16 protein-coding genes are annotated in these 18245 nt (G+C 68.2%); 4 read left to right on the forward strand and 12 right to left on the reverse strand.

All coding sequences use genetic code 11. From position 1 onward, the window contains the following. Positions 1–214: 214 nt before the first annotated feature. Positions 215–523 (forward strand): H-NS histone family protein, encoded by a 309-nt coding sequence (locus BM115_RS16515; RefSeq protein ID WP_092295967.1) that lies wholly within the window; start codon positions 215–217, stop codon positions 521–523. Positions 524–626: 103 nt separating this feature from the next. Here the strand turns inward: BM115_RS16515 and galE are convergent, their stop codons facing one another. Continuing rightward, positions 627–1646, reverse strand: a complete 1020-nt coding sequence (gene galE / locus BM115_RS16520) for a UDP-glucose 4-epimerase GalE (protein ID WP_092295970.1) — start codon at positions 1644–1646, stop codon at positions 627–629. 133 nt (positions 1647–1779) lie between these two features. Next, positions 1780–2874, reverse strand: a complete 1095-nt coding sequence (locus BM115_RS16525; protein ID WP_143093908.1) for a tyrosine-type recombinase/integrase — start codon at positions 2872–2874, stop codon at positions 1780–1782. A gap of 135 nt (positions 2875–3009) precedes the next feature. Between BM115_RS16525 and BM115_RS16530 the strand changes: the two genes are divergently transcribed. Next, entirely contained in the window at positions 3010–3441 is a 432-nt protein-coding gene (locus BM115_RS16530; protein ID WP_092295976.1) for a nuclear transport factor 2 family protein, read from the forward strand. A 50-nt stretch (positions 3442–3491) separates the two neighbouring features. After that, on the forward strand, positions 3492–4487 hold the full coding sequence (locus tag BM115_RS16535) for an NAD(P)H-dependent flavin oxidoreductase (protein WP_092295979.1): 996 nt from the start codon (positions 3492–3494) through the stop codon (positions 4485–4487). Positions 4488–4496: 9 nt separating this feature from the next. Here the strand turns inward: BM115_RS16535 and BM115_RS16540 are convergent, their stop codons facing one another. Next, positions 4497–5099, reverse strand: a complete 603-nt coding sequence (locus BM115_RS16540) for a PadR family transcriptional regulator (RefSeq protein WP_092295982.1) — start codon at positions 5097–5099, stop codon at positions 4497–4499. Positions 5100–5436: 337 nt separating this feature from the next. Here BM115_RS16540 and BM115_RS16545 point away from each other — a divergent pair, with 337 nt between their 5' ends. Next, complete coding sequence (locus BM115_RS16545; RefSeq protein ID WP_092295985.1) at positions 5437–5652, forward strand: hypothetical protein; 216 nt, start codon at positions 5437–5439, stop codon at positions 5650–5652. A gap of 167 nt (positions 5653–5819) precedes the next feature. Here BM115_RS16545 and BM115_RS16550 read toward each other — a convergent pair whose 3' ends face one another. The 9 genes from BM115_RS16550 to BM115_RS16590 all read right to left on the reverse strand — a co-directional run bounded on the left by BM115_RS16550 (position 5820) and on the right by BM115_RS16590 (position 18236). Beyond that, the gene (locus BM115_RS16550) at positions 5820–6824 is read right to left on the reverse strand and encodes a Bug family tripartite tricarboxylate transporter substrate binding protein (protein WP_092295988.1); all 1005 of its coding nucleotides are present in this window, start codon (positions 6822–6824) and stop codon (positions 5820–5822) included. Positions 6825–6927: 103 nt separating this feature from the next. Further along, complete coding sequence (locus BM115_RS16555) at positions 6928–7659, reverse strand: SDR family NAD(P)-dependent oxidoreductase (protein WP_092295991.1); 732 nt, start codon at positions 7657–7659, stop codon at positions 6928–6930. 206 nt (positions 7660–7865) lie between these two features. After that, on the reverse strand, positions 7866–9068 hold the full coding sequence (pcaF, locus tag BM115_RS16560) for a 3-oxoadipyl-CoA thiolase (RefSeq protein WP_092295994.1): 1203 nt from the start codon (positions 9066–9068) through the stop codon (positions 7866–7868). Positions 9069–9096: 28 nt separating this feature from the next. Further along, on the reverse strand, positions 9097–9744 hold the full coding sequence (locus BM115_RS16565) for a 3-oxoacid CoA-transferase subunit B (protein ID WP_092295997.1): 648 nt from the start codon (positions 9742–9744) through the stop codon (positions 9097–9099). Positions 9745–9760: 16 nt separating this feature from the next. After that, positions 9761–10468 carry a 3-oxoacid CoA-transferase subunit A gene (locus BM115_RS16570; RefSeq protein ID WP_092296000.1) on the reverse strand — a complete coding sequence of 236 codons (708 nt, stop codon included), beginning with the start codon at positions 10466–10468 and terminating at the stop codon, positions 9761–9763. A 353-nt stretch (positions 10469–10821) separates the two neighbouring features. Further along, positions 10822–13875: an AAA family ATPase gene (locus BM115_RS16575; protein ID WP_092296003.1), complete on the reverse strand. Its 3054-nt coding sequence runs from the start codon at positions 13873–13875 to the stop codon at positions 10822–10824. Continuing rightward, entirely contained in the window at positions 13872–15017 is a 1146-nt protein-coding gene (locus tag BM115_RS16580; RefSeq protein WP_092296244.1) for an exonuclease SbcCD subunit D, read from the reverse strand. The genes BM115_RS16575 and BM115_RS16580 overlap by 4 nt, the downstream gene beginning before the upstream one ends. A gap of 119 nt (positions 15018–15136) precedes the next feature. Beyond that, entirely contained in the window at positions 15137–16501 is a 1365-nt protein-coding gene (locus tag BM115_RS16585) for a sigma 54-interacting transcriptional regulator (protein WP_092296006.1), read from the reverse strand. A gap of 22 nt (positions 16502–16523) precedes the next feature. Continuing rightward, positions 16524–18236: a TadG family pilus assembly protein gene (locus BM115_RS16590; RefSeq protein WP_255370856.1), complete on the reverse strand. Its 1713-nt coding sequence runs from the start codon at positions 18234–18236 to the stop codon at positions 16524–16526. Positions 18237–18245 lie beyond the last annotated feature (9 nt).

Below are 18245 nucleotides of genomic sequence, written 5' to 3' on the forward strand. Positions count from 1 at the left end.
ATCCTGACCACCCGGGTATTCGCGCTGGCGTTACTCGATTGCCCCGGCAAATGCCGGCGGCGACAGCCCTCCCTGATAAAAGTTCAGGAGATTAAGTGATTTGAGACTTTTCGCAAATTGGCCCCTGGCGCGGAAAAGGGATTTGCAGGGCGGGGTGCAGCGGTTATAATGCCCTCGACAATTCGCGGACCCATCTATAAATAGAGGCTTGGAAATGGCGACCTATCAGGAAATCGTTCAGAAAATCAGCGAACTGCAGAAGCAGGCGGAAGAGATCAAGTCGCGCGAGCAGGCGACTGTGATTGCCGATATTCGCGAAAAAATCGAACAATATGGCCTGACCGCCGACGATCTCGGATTTGGCAGCGGCAAGGCCGTGGCCAGCAAGAAGGCCGCGCGCAAGGTGCCGGTGCGCTATCGCGACAGCGCCGGCAATACCTGGACCGGCCGCGGCAAGCGCCCGGGCTGGCTGACCCAGGCCCTGGCCAACGGCAAAACGGTGGAAGATTTCCTGATCCGCTGATCGCCGCGTCACCGCACCAACAAAAAACCGGGCCAAGGCCCGGTTTTTTGTTGCGCGTCGGTTATCCCGCTGCCGCAGAAACGGGTACGCGCCCCGTCATCGCTCAGCCGGTAAACCCGTTCGGATTCATTGACTGCCAGCGCCACGAGTCCTCGCACATGCGGTCGATGTCATGCTGGGCGCGCCAGCCAAGCAACTCCTGGGCAAGCGCCGGATCGGCATAGCAGGAAGCGATATCGCCGGGCCGCCGCGCCACGATTTCATAAGGAACAGGCCGGCCGCTCGCACGTTCGTAAGCCTTCACCACCTCCAGGACGCTGTAGCCACGGCCGGTGCCAAGGTTCACGGTCATGCCGCGCGGCTGCTCGCGCAAGTATTTCAGCGCAGCCACATGGCCGTCGGCCAGGTCGCAGACGTGGATATAGTCGCGCACGCCGGTGCCATCCACGGTGGGGTAGTCGCCGCCATAGACGCTCAGTTTCTGCCGGCGCCCGCCCGCCACCTGGGCCACATACGGCATCAGGTTGTTGGGAATGCCGCCCGGGTCCTCGCCAATCAGCCCGCTGTCATGGGCACCAACCGGATTGAAATACCGGAGATATCCGATTCGCCAACTCGCATCCGAAATCTCGATATCGCGCAGAATCTGCTCGCCCATCAGCTTGGTCTGGCCGTACGGATTGGTCGCGGACAGCGGAAAATCCTCGAGGATCGGCACGGCATGCGGATTCCCGTAAACCGTGGCCGACGAACTGAATACCAGTTGTTTCACGTTGGCCGACTGCATCGCGGCGCAAAGCGTCAACAATCCGTTGAGATTGTTGCTGTAATACTCGATCGGCTGGCTCACCGACTCGCCCACCGCCTTCAACGCGGCAAAATGGATCGCACCGGAAATCTTGTGTTCGGCGAACAGCTTGTCCAGCAGCGCGCGGTCACGCACGTCGCCTACGACGAAATTGGGCGTCGCGCCGGTAATCTGCGCCAGGCGTTCGACAACTGCACGGTTGCTGTTACAGAGATTATCGATACCGACAACGTTGTAGCCTGCTTCGTGCAGTGCCACCCAAGTGTGGGAAGCAATATAGCCGGTGGCACCGGTCAGCAGTAAGGTCTCAGCCATGGAAAGGATCAGGGTCAGAAATAGGAATTCGGGGGCGATGCCACGCGCCGGATCGGGCGCATTTGCGCGGGGCGCTCATCATAGCCGGCGCGGGTTACGCCCAACATATCACGGCTGCGTCACAGCGCCATCGTCAAGACGGCTGAGGCGCGGCGGACCGGGTCGGCGGCAGGCCGGCACGTGCCTGCCACGCCTCATAGGCGGCGTGCAGCCGCCAGCCGGACTCCAGATCGCGCATGCCGAGCACCTGGGCCACCTTGGCCGGTGCAGTACCGGCATCGAAGTGCATCGCACCGCACGTATTGCGCAGCGTCTGCGGCGACGCCCGCTCGCGCCGCCCGGCCAGCACGCCGGCCTCTTCTAATAGAAGCTCCACGCGACGGTAGATCGAAGCCGCATGCATCGGCCGGCCATTGGCCATCGCCGGAAAGACCAGTTCGCCGAGCGTGCCGGCGGCCGCGCGCAGCGCCAGCCAGTGGCGCAGCGGCACCTCGGCGAACGGGAACAGCGGCACGGTATAGGCGCGACCGTTGTCCGGGCGCACCATGCGCAGGGCCAGCACGGCGCCCTCTCCACCATCGCCAGCCCCTTCCTCCAAGCCGTCGATGGTTTCCACGCGCAGCGCGCGCACCTCTGCCACTTTCAGGCCGCCACCCAGCAGCACGGCGATCAGCGCCACGTCGCGCGCGCGCTTCCACTGCGTAGGCGAAATGCCGCGCGACAGGTCCGGCCGCTCGAGCCCATCGGGCGACAGCACGCGCGCCACCAGCAGATCGCGCTCGCCCGGCAGCAGGAATGCCGTGGGGTCGTTATCCCCCTCCGTCAGATGATTCTTCACCGCCTGACTCGCGGGATTGTGCAAGTTCTGTTGCAGCAGCGAGAGATGGTGGAACACGCGCTCGATCAGCCGCGCATAACGATAACGATGGCGCTTGTGCAGGTCCTGGGCATCGAGAAACGCGCCAATCTGGCCCGCCGACCACGTCAGCGGCGGCAAACCCTGCTCGCCGGACCAGCGCAGCAGCTTGCCCCACATCGCCCGATAGACAACGGCGGTGCCGTGCCGGAAACCATGGCTGGCCAGCCAGCCATCGAAGGCGCGCTCGGGTTGGCGGCGCCAGGCGTCGAGGTCGGCGTCGAACAGGGCATCGGGTTGCGGGTCGGCCCCGGAAGGCGTGGTCAAGAGTGCTCCTGGATGACGCGCCGCGAAAAACGGCGATGCGTGCATTGTAGACAACCCGGCACACGAAGCTGCCTGCCGCTTGCAAAACGCCTCCGCGTCGTGATACCTTGCCACTCACTATGCAACCAGTTGCATAGAGCAGATTCCACTACGACTTTCGACGTGATCGGAGGAGACCCGATGCGAAACCTCTCACTCGCGCCCGCCGCGGCGCAATCGCTGGACACGTGGCACACGATGATCGCCACCCACAATATGGACGCGCTCGATAGCATCGTCGCCGACGAAGTGGTGTTTCGTTCACCCGTGGCGCACACGCCCTACCCAGGCCGCGCCGCCATCCAGCTGGTGCTGACCACGGTGAACGAGGTCTTCGAGGACTTCCGCTACCACCGCAGCTTCGTCGGCGACGACCAGGCGAGCGTGGTGCTCGAATTCAGTGCCAATGTGGCCGGCAAGGCGCTGAAGGGCATCGACATGATCCGTTTCGATGCCACCGGCAAGATCGTCGAATTCGAAGTCATGGTGCGCCCGCTGAGCGCATTGCAGGCGCTGGGCGAGGCCATGGGCGCCCGCCTCGGCGCCCAGAAACACATCTTGCGGGGCGCCTGAGCGACTCGTATTTCCACGCCCCATCTATTAGAGATCAGAGGAATCCCATCATGGCCCTTCCCGCCCTGCTCCAGAACCTGTCACTGCCGGCCGTCTGCTCGCCGCTGTTCATCATTTCCAATCCCGACCTCGTGATCGCCCAGTGCAAGGCCGGCGTGGTCGGCTCGTTCCCGGCGCTGAACGCACGCCCGGCCGAGAAGCTCGAGGTATGGCTGGACCGCATCACCACGGAACTGGCCGAGCACGACGCCAGGCACCCAGACCGTCCTTCCGCCCCGTTCGCGGTGAACCAGATCGTGCACAAGTCCAACGACCGCCTGGAGCACGACCTGGAACTGTGCGTGCGCTACAAGGTGCCCATCGTCATCACCTCGCTCGGCGCGCGCAAGGAAGTCAATGACGCCGTGCATTCCTACGGCGGCATCGTGCTGCATGACGTCATCAACAACACCTTCGCGCGCAAGGCGATCGAGAAGGGCGCGGACGGGCTGGTCGCCGTGGCGGCCGGCGCGGGCGGCCATGCCGGCACACTGTCGCCGTTCGCGCTGCTGCATGAAATCCGGGAATGGTTCGATGGCCCGCTGCTGCTGTCCGGCGCCATCGCCAGTGGCAACGCCGTGCTGGCCGCGCAGGCCGCCGGGGCGGACCTTGCCTATATCGGCTCGGCCTTCATCGCCACCCAGGAAGCGAACGCGCAGGACGCCTACAAGCAGATGATCGTCGACAGCTCGGCGGACGATATCGTCTATTCCAACCTGTTCACGGGCGTACACGGCAATTACCTGCGCAACAGCATCGTGCGCGCGGGGTTGGACCCGGAAGCCCTGCCGACCTCCGATGCCTCGAAGATGAATTTCGGCTCGGCGAGCGTCAAGGCGTGGAAGGACATCTGGGGCGCAGGCCAGGGCGTGGGCGCGATCAAGCGCGTGGTGCCGGCCGGTGAACTGGTGCGTCGATTTGTGGAGGAGTATGCACTCGCTCGCCGTCGCCTCGGTCTGGCCGAAGCCGCCCCGGCCAGCGCGGCCTCCGCGCTCGACGTGGCCTGACGGTAGCAGTTACGTGTTGTCGCTGGCGGCGGGAGCCGCTAGCAGCGGCAGCAGGTCCTTGGCCCACTTCACCCAGTCTTCCTCATAGCGGATGCCGCGCCTGAGCAGCGCATGATGAATCTGCCGCGTGCGGTCGGCCTGCCCGGCCGCGAAGTCCTTCTGCTCGATCTTGAGAAACGTCTCAAGCCGCGCCTCATGCAGCGCGATCAGCCGTGCCATCTCGTCGGCCAGTCCCAGTGGCCCGATTGCAGCATCTGCACGTAGCTTCACCAGAATTTCCTCACGCTGATCGATCCCCAGCCCGGGGGCGAGCACCCAGCGCGCCAGTTCGTCGCGACCAGCCGGCAACACGCGATACACCTTCTTGCGACTCTTCTTCTCCACGCCATCGGCCTCGGCGGGCTCGCCGCCGTTGGTGCCATTGCTCGCGCCATTGCCCTGCTCATCGGCCGCAATCCAGCCGTGATCGGCCATGCGGCCCAGTTCCCGATAGATCTGCTGGTGCGTGGCGTGCCAGAAATAGCCGATGGACCTGTCGAACCGGCGCGCGAGGTCGTAGCCGGAGGACGGCTTTTCGATCAGCGAAATCAACAGGGCGTGCTGGGTAGACATGAGGCGGGATCTGGGTGCGGGAGCCTGGCATGAAGGTTGCGACCCTGCCCCGCGATGAGCGGGTGAGGTCGCGGCGAAGCTGCCCGGTATGGTAACGCGCAAGTCACGCGGCGTCATGCCGTTAACCCATGGGATACGCGCTTGTTGCGCCCCAGGCATCGGCAATGCGCGCCGGCGTCTATTTATGACAATTTAGTCAATTGTCTCGAAACAGATCTAAAAAAAACGAAATGGCATTTCCCGACCGCTTGCAATACATTCCAGACATTGCCACCCGCATGCGCGCGCCCCTTTGCCGGCCCAACGTTCCGCGTCATGCGTCTCCCGGGAGTTGTCTATGAACGCAAGACCGGAATTCACCGAAGGCTCCGCCGCTGGCGAGGCCGCCGCGCCTGTCCTCGCGGCCCGCGCCCGCGCCGGTTCGGCCCCGATCTACTACCGGCTGCCCGACACGCCGGAAGGGCATCACATCAAGGAATACGCGAGCGGGCTGCGCCAGCTCGTGCGCTTTGTCGGTGTCGAGGAACAAGTGGTCAAGTACAGCCTGGCCTGATTTCCCGCACACCGGCCCGTGTCGGTTGTCTCCTCCTGTCCCTCCGGGACCTGGGATTTCTGCCCGCAACTGGTTTGCGGGCTTTTTCTTGGGCATAAAAAAACCGGCCCATCGGGCCGGTTCCCAGTACTGCTTACTGCGTACTGCGTGCTTCAGTGCTGCAACGATCAGTCCACCGTCGCGCCGGAGGCCTTCACGACCTTGGCCCACTTGGCGGACTCGGACTTCATGAAGGCGGCGAGCTGGGCCGGCTTTTCCGGGTTCGGCTCGGCGCCTTGTTCGGCCATCTGCTTCTTCACTTCCGGCATGGCGAGGATCTTCACCACTTCGGCGTTCAGGCGGTCGACGATCGGCTGCGGCGTGCCGCCCGTGGCGTACAGCGCGAACCACGACGTGGCTTCATAGCCGGGCACGCCGGCTTCGGCCACCGTCGGCACGTCCGGCAGGGCCGGCGAGCGCTTGCCCGAGGTCACGGCGATGGCGCGCAGCTTGCCGGCCTTCACGTGCGGGTACGACGACGGCATGTTGTCGAACATCAGGCCGATCTGGTTGCCCAGCAGGTCGTTCACGGCCGGGGCGCTGCCCTTGTACGGAATGTGCTGGATGTGCAGGTTGGTCATCGAGTTGAACAGCTCACCCGAGAGGTGCATCGACGAGCCGCTGCCCGACGAGCCGTACGACAGCTTGTCCGGGTTGGCCTTCACGTAGGCGATCAGTTCCTTCACGTTGTGCACCGGCACCTTCGGGTTCACCACGACGATGTTCGGCACCATGGCCACGCGCGTGATCGGCGCGAAATCCTTCACCGGATCGTACGGCAGCTTGGAGTACAGCGACTGGTTGATGGCGTGCGTGCCGATGGTGCCCATGAACAGCGTGTAGCCGTCGCCCGGGGCCTTGGCGGCCAGCGAAGCGCCGATGTTGCCGCCCGCGCCCGGACGGTTGTCCACCACCACGGGCTGGCCCAGGGCCTTGCCCAGCTGCAGGCTGACGATACGCGCCAGGATGTCGGTGGTGCCACCGGCCGAGAACGGCACGATCATCGTGATCGGCTTGGTCGGATAGGTGCCCTGTGCCTGCGCGCCGCCCACGGCGGCAATGCCGGCGGCCAGTGCCACGCCAGCGGCCAGCAGGCGTCTGCGCGCCTTCGAAGGTTGATTGGTCATGCTCATCTTGTGCTCCAGGAATGAAATGCTCGCCAGCGGCTGGGATAGGTGCCGCCGACGCCAAGCTTTGAATCGCTATTTCCGCCCCGTGCCAGGGCGGGCATCTTTCTTATACGGGCGCCACGCCCAGCGTGGTTCCGCCGCAGACGTACAGCACCTGTCCGGTCACGAAACCATTCTCGGGCGAGAGGAAGAAGAGCGAGGCACGCGCCACGTCTTCCGGCGTTCCCATTCGTTTCACGGCGATGCTTGCCAGGATGCGCCGTGTTTGTTCGCTGCCCTCCGGATTGCTCCGGCGGAACAGCTCGGTGGCGATGGGACCCGGTGCCACGGCGTTGACGGTGATGCCGTCGCCGCCCAGCTCCATCGCCAGCGTTCGGGTCATGCCAACCAGCCCGGCCTTGACCGCGGAATACACCACGCGGTCGGGCTTGCCCAGCGCCGCGCGCGAGGCCATGTTGACGATGCGGCCAAAGCCGGCCGCACGCATCGCGGGCAGGCAGGCCTGGGTGAGCAGCATGGTGGCCTGCAGCGTCAGGCCCACTACGTAGTCTAGGTCGGCCGTGGTGGCCGTGTCGGCGGTACCGGGGCGGGTGGCGCCGGCGTTGTTCACCAGCCGCGTCACGGCGAAGCGCGACGTCACCTGCGCCGCCGCCGCGCGCGTGGCGTCGGCGTTGGTCAGGTCGGCCTGGAAGAACGTCATGTTGGGGTGCGACCACGCGGGTTCCGCGTAATCGACATTGACCACCTGGGTCACGCCATCGGCAAGCAGCATTTCGGCGATGGCGCGGCCGATACCGGAACTGGCGCCGGTGATAAGCGTGGCAACGGGAAGGGACATCTCGGTACTCCGTACCGGCAACTTCAGCCGGGTCCGTCAGAAAAAGATGCGGCCAGCCGGCGAGCCCGTCGGCCCGGCCGCATTGCTCTACCTCGTTGGGGAAGAGACACCACTGAAACTTCCCATCCGGGTAAACGGCAGGAAGCGGACGAAACTTGAGGGGCGCCCGGCGCCCCTCAAGCCCGTCAGGACACGTTCAGCAACGGTCAGACGCGTTCGATCACCATGGCGATGCCCTGGCCCACGCCGATGCACATCGTGCACAGCGCGTAGCGGCCGCCGGTGCGATGCAGCTGGTACATCGCCGTGGTCACCAGGCGGGCACCGCTCATGCCGAGCGGGTGGCCCAGCGCGATGGCGCCGCCGTTGGGGTTCACGCGCTTGTCATCGTCGGCGATGCCGAGCTGGCGCAGCACGGCCAGCCCTTGTGCAGCAAACGCCTCATTCAGTTCGATCACGTCGATCTGGTCCAGCGACATGCCCAACTGCTTCATCAGCTTCTGGGTAGCCGGGGCCGGGCCGATGCCCATCACGCGCGGCGCCACGCCGGCAGTCGCCATGCCGACGATGCGGGCACGCGGGGTCAGGCCGTGCTGCTTCAGGCCGGCCTCGCTGGCCAGCAGCAGGGCGCAGGCGCCGTCGTTCACGCCCGAGGCGTTACCGGCGGTGACCGTGCCGTCGGCGCGGACCACGCCGCGGAGCTTGGCCAGCGCTTCCATGCTGGTGGCACGCGGATGTTCGTCGCGCTCCACCACGATGGCGTCGCCCTTCTTCTGCGGAATGGTGACCGCCGTGATTTCCTGGGCCAGCGTGCCGTCGGCCTGGGCGCGGGAAGCCTTCTCCTGGCTGCGCAGCGCCATCAGATCCTGGTCTTCGCGGCTGATCTTGTAGTCGGTGGCGACGTTCTCGGCGGTCTCGGGCATCGAGTCCACGCCGTAGGCGGCACGCATCGCCGGGTTGATGAAGCGCCAGCCGATGGTGGTGTCGAAGATCTGCGCATCGCGCGAGAAGGCCGAGGTGGCCTTGCCCATCACGAACGGGGCGCGGCTCATGCTTTCCACGCCGCCGGCGATCATCAGCGTGGCTTCGCCGGACTTGATGGCGCGCGCGGCCGTGCCGGTGGCGTCCATGCCGGAGCCGCACAGGCGGTTGATGGTGGCGCCGGGCACGGCGTCAGGCAGGCCCGCCAGCAGCGACGACATGCGCGCCACGTTGCGGTTGTCCTCGCCAGCCTGGTTGGCGTTGCCGTAGATCACGTCATCGATGGCGGACCAGTCCAGGTTCGGGTTACGCGCCATCAGGGCGCGCAGCGGCACGGCGCCGAGGTCGTCCGGGCGCACCGCGGACAGGCTGCCGGCATAACGGCCGATGGGGGTACGGATGGCGTCGCAGATGAAAGCGTCAGTCATGTTCTGTCTCACTCGTCTTTGGTATGGGTCAGGCGGCCACGGGCTGCAGCAGCGGCACGCCGGTCAGGCGCTGGAGTTCGTCGAAGCTCAGGCCGTCGACGAGGTCGCGGGCGACCAGACCGTCCGGCGTCACGTCGATGGTCGCCAGGTCGGTGTAGATCCGCGTGACGCAGCCGATACCCGTCAGCGGGTAGGTGCACTCGCGCACGACCTTGCTTTCGCCCTGCTTGGTCAGGTGTTCCATCATCACGAACACCTGCTTGGCGCCGATGGCCAGGTCCATCGCACCGCCCACGGCGGGGATGGCGCCCGGCGCGCCGGTGTGCCAGTTGGCCAGGTCGCCGGTCTGCGAGACCTGGAACGCGCCCAGCACGCAGAAGTCGAGGTGACCGCCACGCATCATCGCGAACGAGTCGGCATGGTGGAAGTAGGAGCCGCCGGCCTTGATCGTCACCGGCTGCTTGCCGGCGTTGATCAGGTCGCCGTCTTCCTGGCCGGCCGCGGGCGCGGGGCCCATGCCGAGCAGGCCGTTTTCGCTCTGGAGCAGGATTTCACGGTCGGCCGGCAGGTGGTTGCCCACCAGGGTGGGCAGGCCGATGCCGAGGTTCACCACGGCACCGTCGGGAATGTCTTGGGCCACGCGGGCGGCCATCTGGTCGCGGGTCAGGCGGTTCATTGTGATCTCCTTGGCTTCAGGCGGCTTGATCGGCGTTGGCGGCTTTGGCGGCCTGGGCGGCGCCTTCGATCTTGACCACGCGCTTGACGAACAGGCCCGGCGTGACAATGTGCTCGGGGTCCAGCTCGCCCAGTTCCGCGATGTGGCTCACCTGCACGATGGCGCATTTGGCGGCCATGGCCATGATAGGCCCGAAGTTGCGGGCGGTCTTGCGGTAGGTGAGGTTGCCCCAGCGGTCCGCCGTGTCGGCCTTGATCAGCGCGAAGTCGGCGTGGATCGGCGACTCGAACACATAGCCCTTGCCGTCGATGATGCGGGTTTCCTTGCCTTCGGCCAGCGGGGTGCCGTAGGCGGTGCGGGTGAAGAACCCGCCGATGCCGGCGCCGGCGGCGCGGATGCGCTCGGCCAGGTTGCCCTGCGGCACCAGTTCCAGCTCGATCTCGCCGGCGTGGTAGAGCGAGTCGAACACGTACGAATCCACCTGACGCGGGAACGAGCAAATGATCTTGCGCACGCGCTTGGTCTTGAGCAGCGCGGCCAGGCCGGTGTCGCCGTTGCCGGCGTTGTTGTTGACGATGGTGAGGTCGCGTGCGCCTTGTGCGATCAGCGCGTCGATCAGCTCGGCCGGCATGCCGGCCATGCCGAAGCCGCCAATCAGGATCGTGGCGCCGTCGTGGATACCGGCCACTGCCGCTTCCACCGAGTCATATAGCTTGTTGATCACTTGCGTTCCAGTACGGAAAAGTCCGGCAGCGAGGGCCGGGACCAGCCGCAAGGGGGCGGCACGCAAAACTGTCTCCGGCGTCATGCAGGACGGGGCGTCCGCGCCGTCTGTCCCATGCCTGGGGCATGGTGGCGGGCGCAGACCGGGTCCAACAATCTTGGTGTTGTCTTGGCGGCCGTCTGTGTGCGGCCATGAGTGCATCTGAAACCTGCGAATCCTGCTGAAAGTTCGCTATTCGAACTCCAATTCGCAGACTGAACAAAGGTTACACCCGGCGCGGAAACAGGGTCAAGGCGGCCGGTCCCGTGGCGGGCGATAATCGCACCCGCCCGCGAGGGGTGGCCGCCATCCCTTCAGGGTAGACGCAGCACGGCCTGACTGCCGCTCACACCGGGGCGTACCTCCAGCCGCACATCGATGCGCTCGCGCAACTCGGTCACGTGCGAAATGATGCCGACCAGCCGGCCCGCCTGCTGGAGGTCCAGCAGCGTGCGGATCGCAAAATCGAGGCTTTCCGGGTCCAGCGTGCCGAAACCTTCGTCCACGAACAGCGTGTCGAGCTGGATGCCGCCGGCGCGCGACTGCACCACATCGGCCAGCCCCAGCGCCAGCGACAGCGAGGCCAGGAACCCCTCCCCCCCAGACAGCGTATTGGCGGGCCGCGCGCTGCCGGTGTCATGGTCGAACACTTCGAGATCGAGCCCGCCCGCCACGCGCTGGTCGCCCTGCTCGCGCACGCGCTGCAAGGCGTAGCGGCCCCGGCTCATGCGCATCAGCCGCAGCGACGCCGCCTCGAGCACCTCGTCCAGCAGGGTCGCCAGCACAAAGCGCTGGAACGTCATGCGGCGCGGATTGTTGCCGTTGGCCACCTCCGAGAGCCGGCCCAGCACGGCGTAGCGCGCCTCCACATCGCGGCTGTCCTCGGCCAGCGCATCGAGCAGGGCCTGGCATTGCAGCAGCGCGTCGCGCGCGGCGGCGAGTTCGGTGCGCTGGCGGATGGCATCCTCCAACTGCACGGCCGCCGTGTCACGCGCAGCCAGCAGCGCGGGCAGGTCCGGCGCGGCGATGGCCTGGGCGATGGCGGCGGTGCGCGCGCGGTGCTCGGCAGCGGTGGCCAGATCGATATCGAAACGGCGCACGGCTTCGTCGAGTGTGGCGATGGCGTCCGGCGCGAGCGTGGCGGCGGCATAGGCCGTGACATCGGCGAACCCGGCCTGCGCCAGCGCATCGGCCAACTCGGTGTCGCACTGGACCGTACGCGCGTCGGCCTGGGCCACGTGCTGCTGGGCCGATGCCAGCGCGGCCTGGCTGCCGGAGAGCGTCGCCGCTGCCTGCCGGTCCGCAGCCTGTGCCACTTCCAACGCCGCTTCCAGCGCGCCGGCATGGCGGCGGGCCGCTTCGAGCGATGTGGCGATCACATCGGGATCGCGCGATTCGGCTGGCACCTGCGCGCTGGCGGCTTGCCATTCGCCCTCGCGCTTGGCCTGATCCTGCGCGGCGGCGCGCGCCTGCGCATCGGCGGCGCTGGCGGCAGCCTCGCTGGTGGCGAGCGCCGCCCGGCCCTGCGTGGCCGCCGCTTCCAGTTCCTGCGCTCGGCGCGCTGCCGCCTCCGCCTGCGTCACGGCGGCGGACAGTGCAGCCACGTCGGCCTCCAGCCGGCGCGCGCCGTCTTCCGAACCATCGTCGATCGATTCAGCGATATCGGCCAGTCGCTGCTGGGCCTGCGCCACGTCCGCATCGGCCTTCTGGCATGCCGCCGTGGCCTCGGCGAGTGCCTCGTCGGCACGCTGGAGCGCGGCGCGGCTCGCGTCGAGGTCGTCATCGGTCACCAGCGCCAGCACCTGCTGCGCCAGCGCCGGGTGATCGGTGCCGCCGCACACCGGGCAGGCATCGCCACGATGCAGCCCGGCAGCCAGCCGCGCGGCCTGTCCCACGCGCCAGGCGGCTTCCGACTGCGCCAGCGCGGCCCGCGCGTTGTCGCGTGCGGCGGTGGCCCGGGTCCATTGCGTCTGGGCAGCCGTCTGCGCCGCGCGCAGCGGCGGCAGGGCAACTTCCACCTGTCGATATTTGCCGATGCGCGCCAGGCGCTCGCGCGCGTTGTCGCGCTGCAGCCGCGTGACGTCGAGCGGGGCCGCCGTGGCGCGCGCCTGCGCCAGCGCCTCGTCCAGCGCCTGCTGGCGCTTGGTGCCGGCATCCAGCGCCGCCACAGCCTTGGCGTGCGCCGCCTGCGCGTGGGTCAGGGTGGCATTGGCCTGCGCCAGCGCGTGTTGCAGCAGGCCAAGCTGCCGCGCACGCGGCAGCAGGTCTTCCAGCGTCCTCGCGCTCCGCTGCGCCGCCTGCCGTTCCTCGGCGCGGGCCAGTTCGGCACGCAGGGCGACGGTGGCGGCATCCGCCTCGAGCCGGGCGCGCGCGGCGGCGGCCTCGGCCCGGGCCAGCGCCTCGCGGGAGGCGCCCTGCTCGCGGCGCGCCGCCTCAGCATTGCGCGCCACCGGGGTCATGTGCGCCGCGCGCTGGGCGGCCCGCAGCCGGGCGCGCTCCAGATCCATGGCCGGCGTACGGGCGCTCAGGCGCGCGTGCGTGGCCTCGGCCTCCTGCCACGCCGTGCGCTGCGCCTGTTCCATCTCGCCCTTGCGCAGCGACGCCTGCGCCGCTTCGCTCGCGGCGCGCGCCAGCGCTTCACGCTGCTGCAAGCCCAGCAGCGCCTCCTGCTGCGTGGCGATGCGCTCCGCGAGCGCCTCCGTCGACGGCAGCGTGTACTGCTCCAGCAGCGTGCGGCGGCGCAGCCCGATCTCGTCGGCCTCGCGCCGGATGCCTGCCGCCTGATCCTTGAGGTGCTCCTCCACGCGGCGATACAGCTCGGTACGGAACAGCCGCTCCAGAATCGCCTGCCGCGCGCGCGAGTCCGCCGTCAGCAGTTCGCGGAAGCGCCCCTGCGGCAGCACGATCACCTGCCGGAACTGCGCGCTGTCGAAGCCGAGCAGGTCGCGCACGGCATCGCCCACGCGGTTCGGCTGGGTCGCCTTGCTCCGCCAGCCGTCGTCCATCATCACGTCGAGCTGCGCCTTGGCGGCCTCCTTGACGAAGCCGCCGGCCGCGCGCTGGCTCGGCCGGTCCTGCGTGGGCGAGCGCGTGACCCGGTAGCGCGTGGCGCCCAGGCAGAATTCCAGCGTGACTTCGGTACGCAGCGCCGGATCGGCGTTGGCGCTGCGCATGTCCTGCGGGTTGCGCTCGCCGCCCGAGGTGTCGCCGTACAGCGCGAAGCAGATCGCGTCGAGCAGCGTGGTCTTGCCGGCGCCCGTGGGGCCGTGGATCAGGAAGAACGCCTGATCGCCCAGCTTTGTGAAGTCGATGGTCTCCGTGGCCGCGAACGGGCCGAATGCCTGGAGCGTCAGGTGCAGCGGTTTCATGCCGATTCCCTTTCCGCCGCGGCCATGTCGGCCAGCAGGTCGTCCAGCGTCCGGCGCTGATCGCCGTCAAGATCCGCGTCCGCTACCTCGCGGAAGAAGTTGGCGAACAGCGTGCCCGTATCGAGTTCCCGCAACTGCCGCCCCGCCGCGCTGGCCTGCCCGGTGCGCGCCAGCACCGTGCGCTCCATCGCCAGCGCATTCGGGTAGACCTGGCGCAGCCGCGCCATCGGGTCCAGCAGCGCGCCGGTATCGGACAGCACTGCATAGATATAGTCGTCGCGGCGCGGGTCGTCCATGCCCTGCGCCAGCAGCGTGGCCAGTTCGCCCTGGAGCACGCGCAGGTCGCGCAGCGGCTGGAGGGCGATCGGCTCGATCGTCACCTGCCCGGCGCCGTCGATCTCCACCAGCGACACCGACTTCATGTGCTCGGTTTCCGACAGCGAGTACTTGAGCAGCGAGCCCGAGTAGTGCACCCGCTCGCCGATGGTCTGGGGCCGGTGCAGGTGACCGAGCGCGACGAAATCGAAGCCGGCGAACACCTCCGCCGCCACCGCCCCGCTGCCGCCGACGGAAAGCGGCCGCTCCGACTCGCTCACCGTCCCGCCCACCACGAAGGCGTGGGCCACCGCCACGGCGCGCACACCGGCCGGATGGGTGGCGCGGATGGCCGCCAGCTGTGCCTGAAGCGCCGCTTCGTGGCTGGGCAGGTCCAGCCCGAGCGCATCGCGCACGGCGGCCGGCTCCGCGTAGGGCAGCGCATAGATGCGCACTTCGCCATCGGCGTCGTGCAGCGTCACGCAACTGGCCTGCGGCCCGGTGCGCCCCGCCACGTGCAGCCCCTGCGCGGCCATCAGGCGGGCGCCGAAGCCGAGCCGGTGCGCGCTGTCGTGATTGCCGGCGATCATCACCACGGGCACGCCCGCCTCCACGACGATGCGCGCCAGCACGTCGTCCAGCAGCGCCACGGCCTCGGGCGGTGGCACGGCGCGGTCGTAGACATCGCCCGCGATCAGCACGGCGTCTGGCCGTACGTCACGGACCAGCGCGACGAACTGGTCGAGCACATGGGCCTGGTCTTCGAGCAGGCTGCGGGCGTGGAACAGCCGACCAAGATGCCAGTCGGCGGTGTGGAGAAAACGCAATCTGAATCCTTCGGCGCCGTGGCGCGAGAAGCACGGCCGGGCCGCGCGGTCCCGCATCATAACGTTGCAGCCCCCGGCGCCGCATCCCCCTGTATCCCCTCCCCTGTGTGGTCGCTGCCTCAGGCCGGCTCCGCTTCGCTGTCGGCGATCTGGTACTTGCGCATCTTCTCCCACAGCACCTTGCGGCTGATGCCGAGGCAGGCGGCGGTGTCCTGCCGGCGCCAGCCGTTGGCGTCCAGCGCCGCGATGATGCGGCGGCGCTCCTCGGCGTCGCCACGCGGGTCGGCGCGCTCGGTGCCGTCGAAGGCACCCGGGCGCAGCGCGCGGAACAGCGGGCGGATGCGTTCCTCGTCCCAATGGCCGCACTGCTGCACGGTGATGCCGATCCGCTCGGCCAGGTTGCGCAGCTCCCGCACATTGCCGATGAAGAACGCCGTGCCTACGGCGCCGCGCAGCCAGTCCGGCAGCGGCGGCAGGGCGTCGAAGCCGGCCGGGCCGAGCATATGGCGCAGGAAGGACACCAGCAGGCCCACCTTGTCCGCCGCGCCACGGTCCTCCAGGCTGGGGATGCGCAGCTCGATCACGGCCAGCCGGAAATAGAGGTCGGCGCGGAAGCGGCCCTGGCTCACCGCCTCGCGCAGGTCCTTGTTGGTGGCCGCCACGAGCCGGAAGTCCAGCTTCACCGGCATGGTCGATCCCAGCCGCGTCAGCGCGTTTTCCTCCAGAACCCGCAGCAGCTTGACCTGCTGGAACAGCGGCAAATCGCCGATTTCATCGAGGAACAGCGTGCCGCCGGTGGCCTGCTCGAAGTAGCCCCGGTGGGCGAACATCGCCCCCGTGAACGCGCCCTTGGCGTGGCCGAAGAACTGGGACTCGAACAGCCCGTCCGGAATCGCCCCGCAGTTCACGGCGACGAACGGCCCCTTGCCGTAGCGGGTATTGCGCTCGTGGAACAGCCGCGCGATGCGCTCCTTGCCGGCGCCAGTCTCGCCGTACAGCATCACGTTGCTGCCGAAGTCCGCGTAGGTGTCGACGTGCGACATCAGCTGCAGCATGGCCGGCGAGCCGGCGACGAGGTCGGCCACGTCCGGGCCGGTAGCGGCGGCGGCCAGCAGTTGCGGCATCAGCTTGCCGATCTGCGTGCGCAGGTCGGCGCCGGTGAAGTCGTGCGGCAGGATGTGCGCGTACTCGGGCGGAAAGCGGCCGGGGTCGACTTCCCGGTCCGGCGCGCCCACCCAGATCACCGGCATGCCGTGCGCGGCCTCCCAGTCGAGCGTGAACTTGGCCGCGCCGATGGCCGAGGCGCTGATGACAGCGATGCACGGCTTCACGCGCGGCTCGGCGGGCAGCGCGTCCAGCGCGCCGGCGCGGATCACCTCCACGCCCAGCGGCGTCAGGAAGCGCGCCACGCGGTCGGCAATCTCGTATTTGCCTTCCCAGACATAGACTTCCAGGGTCTCGTAGGCCCAGCGGTCGGCTTTCATGATGGTTCGCTTCAGTAGACCTTCAGTAGACCAGTTCGGCGTTGTTGCAATCGACCCCGTTCAGCCACAGGTCGGCATTGCCGAGCCGGATGCCGAGCGTGGACGTCAGCGGGATAAGCAGGGCGTCCAGCAGGCCCGCGATGGGAGGCAGCAGGGCATCGAGCAAGGCCCCGACGTTCAGCGGGATGCCCAGCACGCCAAGGCCCACCGTCACATCGGGGTTGAGGTTGCGGACCATGTCCGTGATGGCGCGGGACAACGGCTTGGTCGATGACGTGGTGGCGCTGCCGCCCGGCGCCAGCACCACGTCGTTGAGCGGGTTCATCGGCGTGACATCCGGCTTGGGATTGGCGACGACCCTGGTCGACAGCACGCCGGCAAGCACCTTCACCGAGGCCAGCTCCACCACCGTCGCCGCCGGCGCGCACTGCGGCTTCGCCCCATCGGCCACGCAGGTGGTCAGCACGTCCGGGATCACGTTGACCGTGGCGCGCCGCTGCGCCGGGTTGGCCGCGCACTGGACGTTGGTCAGGTCGCCCCGCGCCTGCCCCACGCGCACCCAGACCGGCAGGTTGACGTCAGCGCTGGCCAGCCCCAGCACGGGCAGATTGGCCTTCACCGCCAGCCACAGCCCCAGTTGCGCCGTGGTGGCCGTGGTCTGCCACGTGCCGCCGGGCAACTGCCGCGCCGGCCCCACCGCCACCTGCGGCGGCTGCACGATATAGAGCTTGCCGCCCACCGAGCCGAGGCTGACGTTGACCGAGATCTTGTCCAGGTCGATCGCACTGGTCCCGCGCGCCACGTAGGCCGCCGTGGTCAGCAGCGAGGCCACGTTCACGGCCACCTCCGCCGCCGACGAGGCCGCCGGCGTGAGCACGCCCAGATCGAGCATCTTCGCCAGCGTCACCGTGGTGCCGATGCTGCTCACCCCCAGCTGCGTCACCGGGCTGCCAAGCGCCGCGTTCAGCAGCGCGCTCTTGCCCGCCGCGCCGAGCACCAGCGCGTAGAACTGCTGGATCGACAGCGTGGCGTTGAGCAGCTGGTCGATGGTGCCCACGCCGGCCCGCAGGCGAAGCTGCTCCAGCGTGACATTGGCGCCGACCAGCCCGCTCCAGTCCAGCACGGACAGGGTCACCGTGTTGCCGAGCAGCAGGCCGAGCATGCCGCTGGCCGTGGAGACGTCGAGCACGCCGCTGCCGAGCGTGAACGACGCCACGGGCGGGCTGCCGGCCGCGATGGCCTCCGCGCGCAACTGCCGGGATGCCGTGCCAGGCAGCACGAACAGCACCGGCACCGTGTAGGTGGCCTGCACGCGCACCGCGTTGGGCGAGACGGTGGCGGCCGGATAGGCGGCGTTGAAGTGGCGCACGCTGTCGCCGTTGGCCGGGTTGGACGGGTCCCACAGGCCCAGGCAAGCGCGCAGGCCATCGGCGCCGCCGCCGGCCACATCGGCGCAATTGGCGCTCACGCCCGACGCATAGCCGTTCTGCGCCGCCGCCGCCGTCACGCTGCCGAGCACGCTGGCCGTGGTGGTGGGCAGGTCGGCGGCCCGCTTGAGTTGCTGCGCGCCCGAGAGCGCGGCCAGATCGACCATCTTCTGCAACTGGCGCTGGCTGTAGAACACATGGCCGACGTCGATCGACACCAGCGCGGCTACGCCGACCGTGGCGATCAGCAGCGCCGCCATCAGGCTGACGGCGCCGCGCGCGTGGCGATGGGCTCGGAGCGGACGCATGGCCGTGGC

Source organism: Cupriavidus sp. OV096, assembly GCF_900115455.1.
Taxonomy (GTDB): Bacteria; Pseudomonadota; Gammaproteobacteria; order Burkholderiales; family Burkholderiaceae; genus Cupriavidus.

Excerpts from the sequence above, each read along its gene's own strand:
- BM115_RS16565 (WP_092295997.1), bottom strand. The coding sequence starts at position 9,744 with ATGAACCGCCTGACCCGCGACCAGATGGCCGCCCGCGTGGCCCAAGAC.
- BM115_RS16585 (WP_092296006.1), bottom strand. The coding sequence starts at position 16,501 with ATGAAAGCCGACCGCTGGGCCTACGAGACCCTGGAAGTCTATGTCTGG.
- galE (WP_092295970.1), bottom strand. The coding sequence starts at position 1,646 with ATGGCTGAGACCTTACTGCTGACCGGTGCCACCGGCTATATTGCTTCC.
- BM115_RS16515 (WP_092295967.1), top strand. The coding sequence starts at position 215 with ATGGCGACCTATCAGGAAATCGTTCAGAAAATCAGCGAACTGCAGAAG.
- BM115_RS16525 (WP_143093908.1), bottom strand. The coding sequence starts at position 2,874 with ATGCACGCATCGCCGTTTTTCGCGGCGCGTCATCCAGGAGCACTCTTG.
- BM115_RS16550 (WP_092295988.1), bottom strand. The coding sequence starts at position 6,824 with ATGAGCATGACCAATCAACCTTCGAAGGCGCGCAGACGCCTGCTGGCC.
- BM115_RS16555 (WP_092295991.1), bottom strand. The coding sequence starts at position 7,659 with ATGTCCCTTCCCGTTGCCACGCTTATCACCGGCGCCAGTTCCGGTATC.
- BM115_RS16545 (WP_092295985.1), top strand. The coding sequence starts at position 5,437 with ATGAACGCAAGACCGGAATTCACCGAAGGCTCCGCCGCTGGCGAGGCC.
- BM115_RS16530 (WP_092295976.1), top strand. The coding sequence starts at position 3,010 with ATGCGAAACCTCTCACTCGCGCCCGCCGCGGCGCAATCGCTGGACACG.
- BM115_RS16540 (WP_092295982.1), bottom strand. The coding sequence starts at position 5,099 with ATGTCTACCCAGCACGCCCTGTTGATTTCGCTGATCGAAAAGCCGTCC.
- BM115_RS16535 (WP_092295979.1), top strand. The coding sequence starts at position 3,492 with ATGGCCCTTCCCGCCCTGCTCCAGAACCTGTCACTGCCGGCCGTCTGC.
- pcaF (WP_092295994.1), bottom strand. The coding sequence starts at position 9,068 with ATGACTGACGCTTTCATCTGCGACGCCATCCGTACCCCCATCGGCCGT.
- BM115_RS16575 (WP_092296003.1), bottom strand. The coding sequence starts at position 13,875 with ATGAAACCGCTGCACCTGACGCTCCAGGCATTCGGCCCGTTCGCGGCC.
- BM115_RS16590 (WP_255370856.1), bottom strand. The coding sequence starts at position 18,236 with ATGCGTCCGCTCCGAGCCCATCGCCACGCGCGCGGCGCCGTCAGCCTG.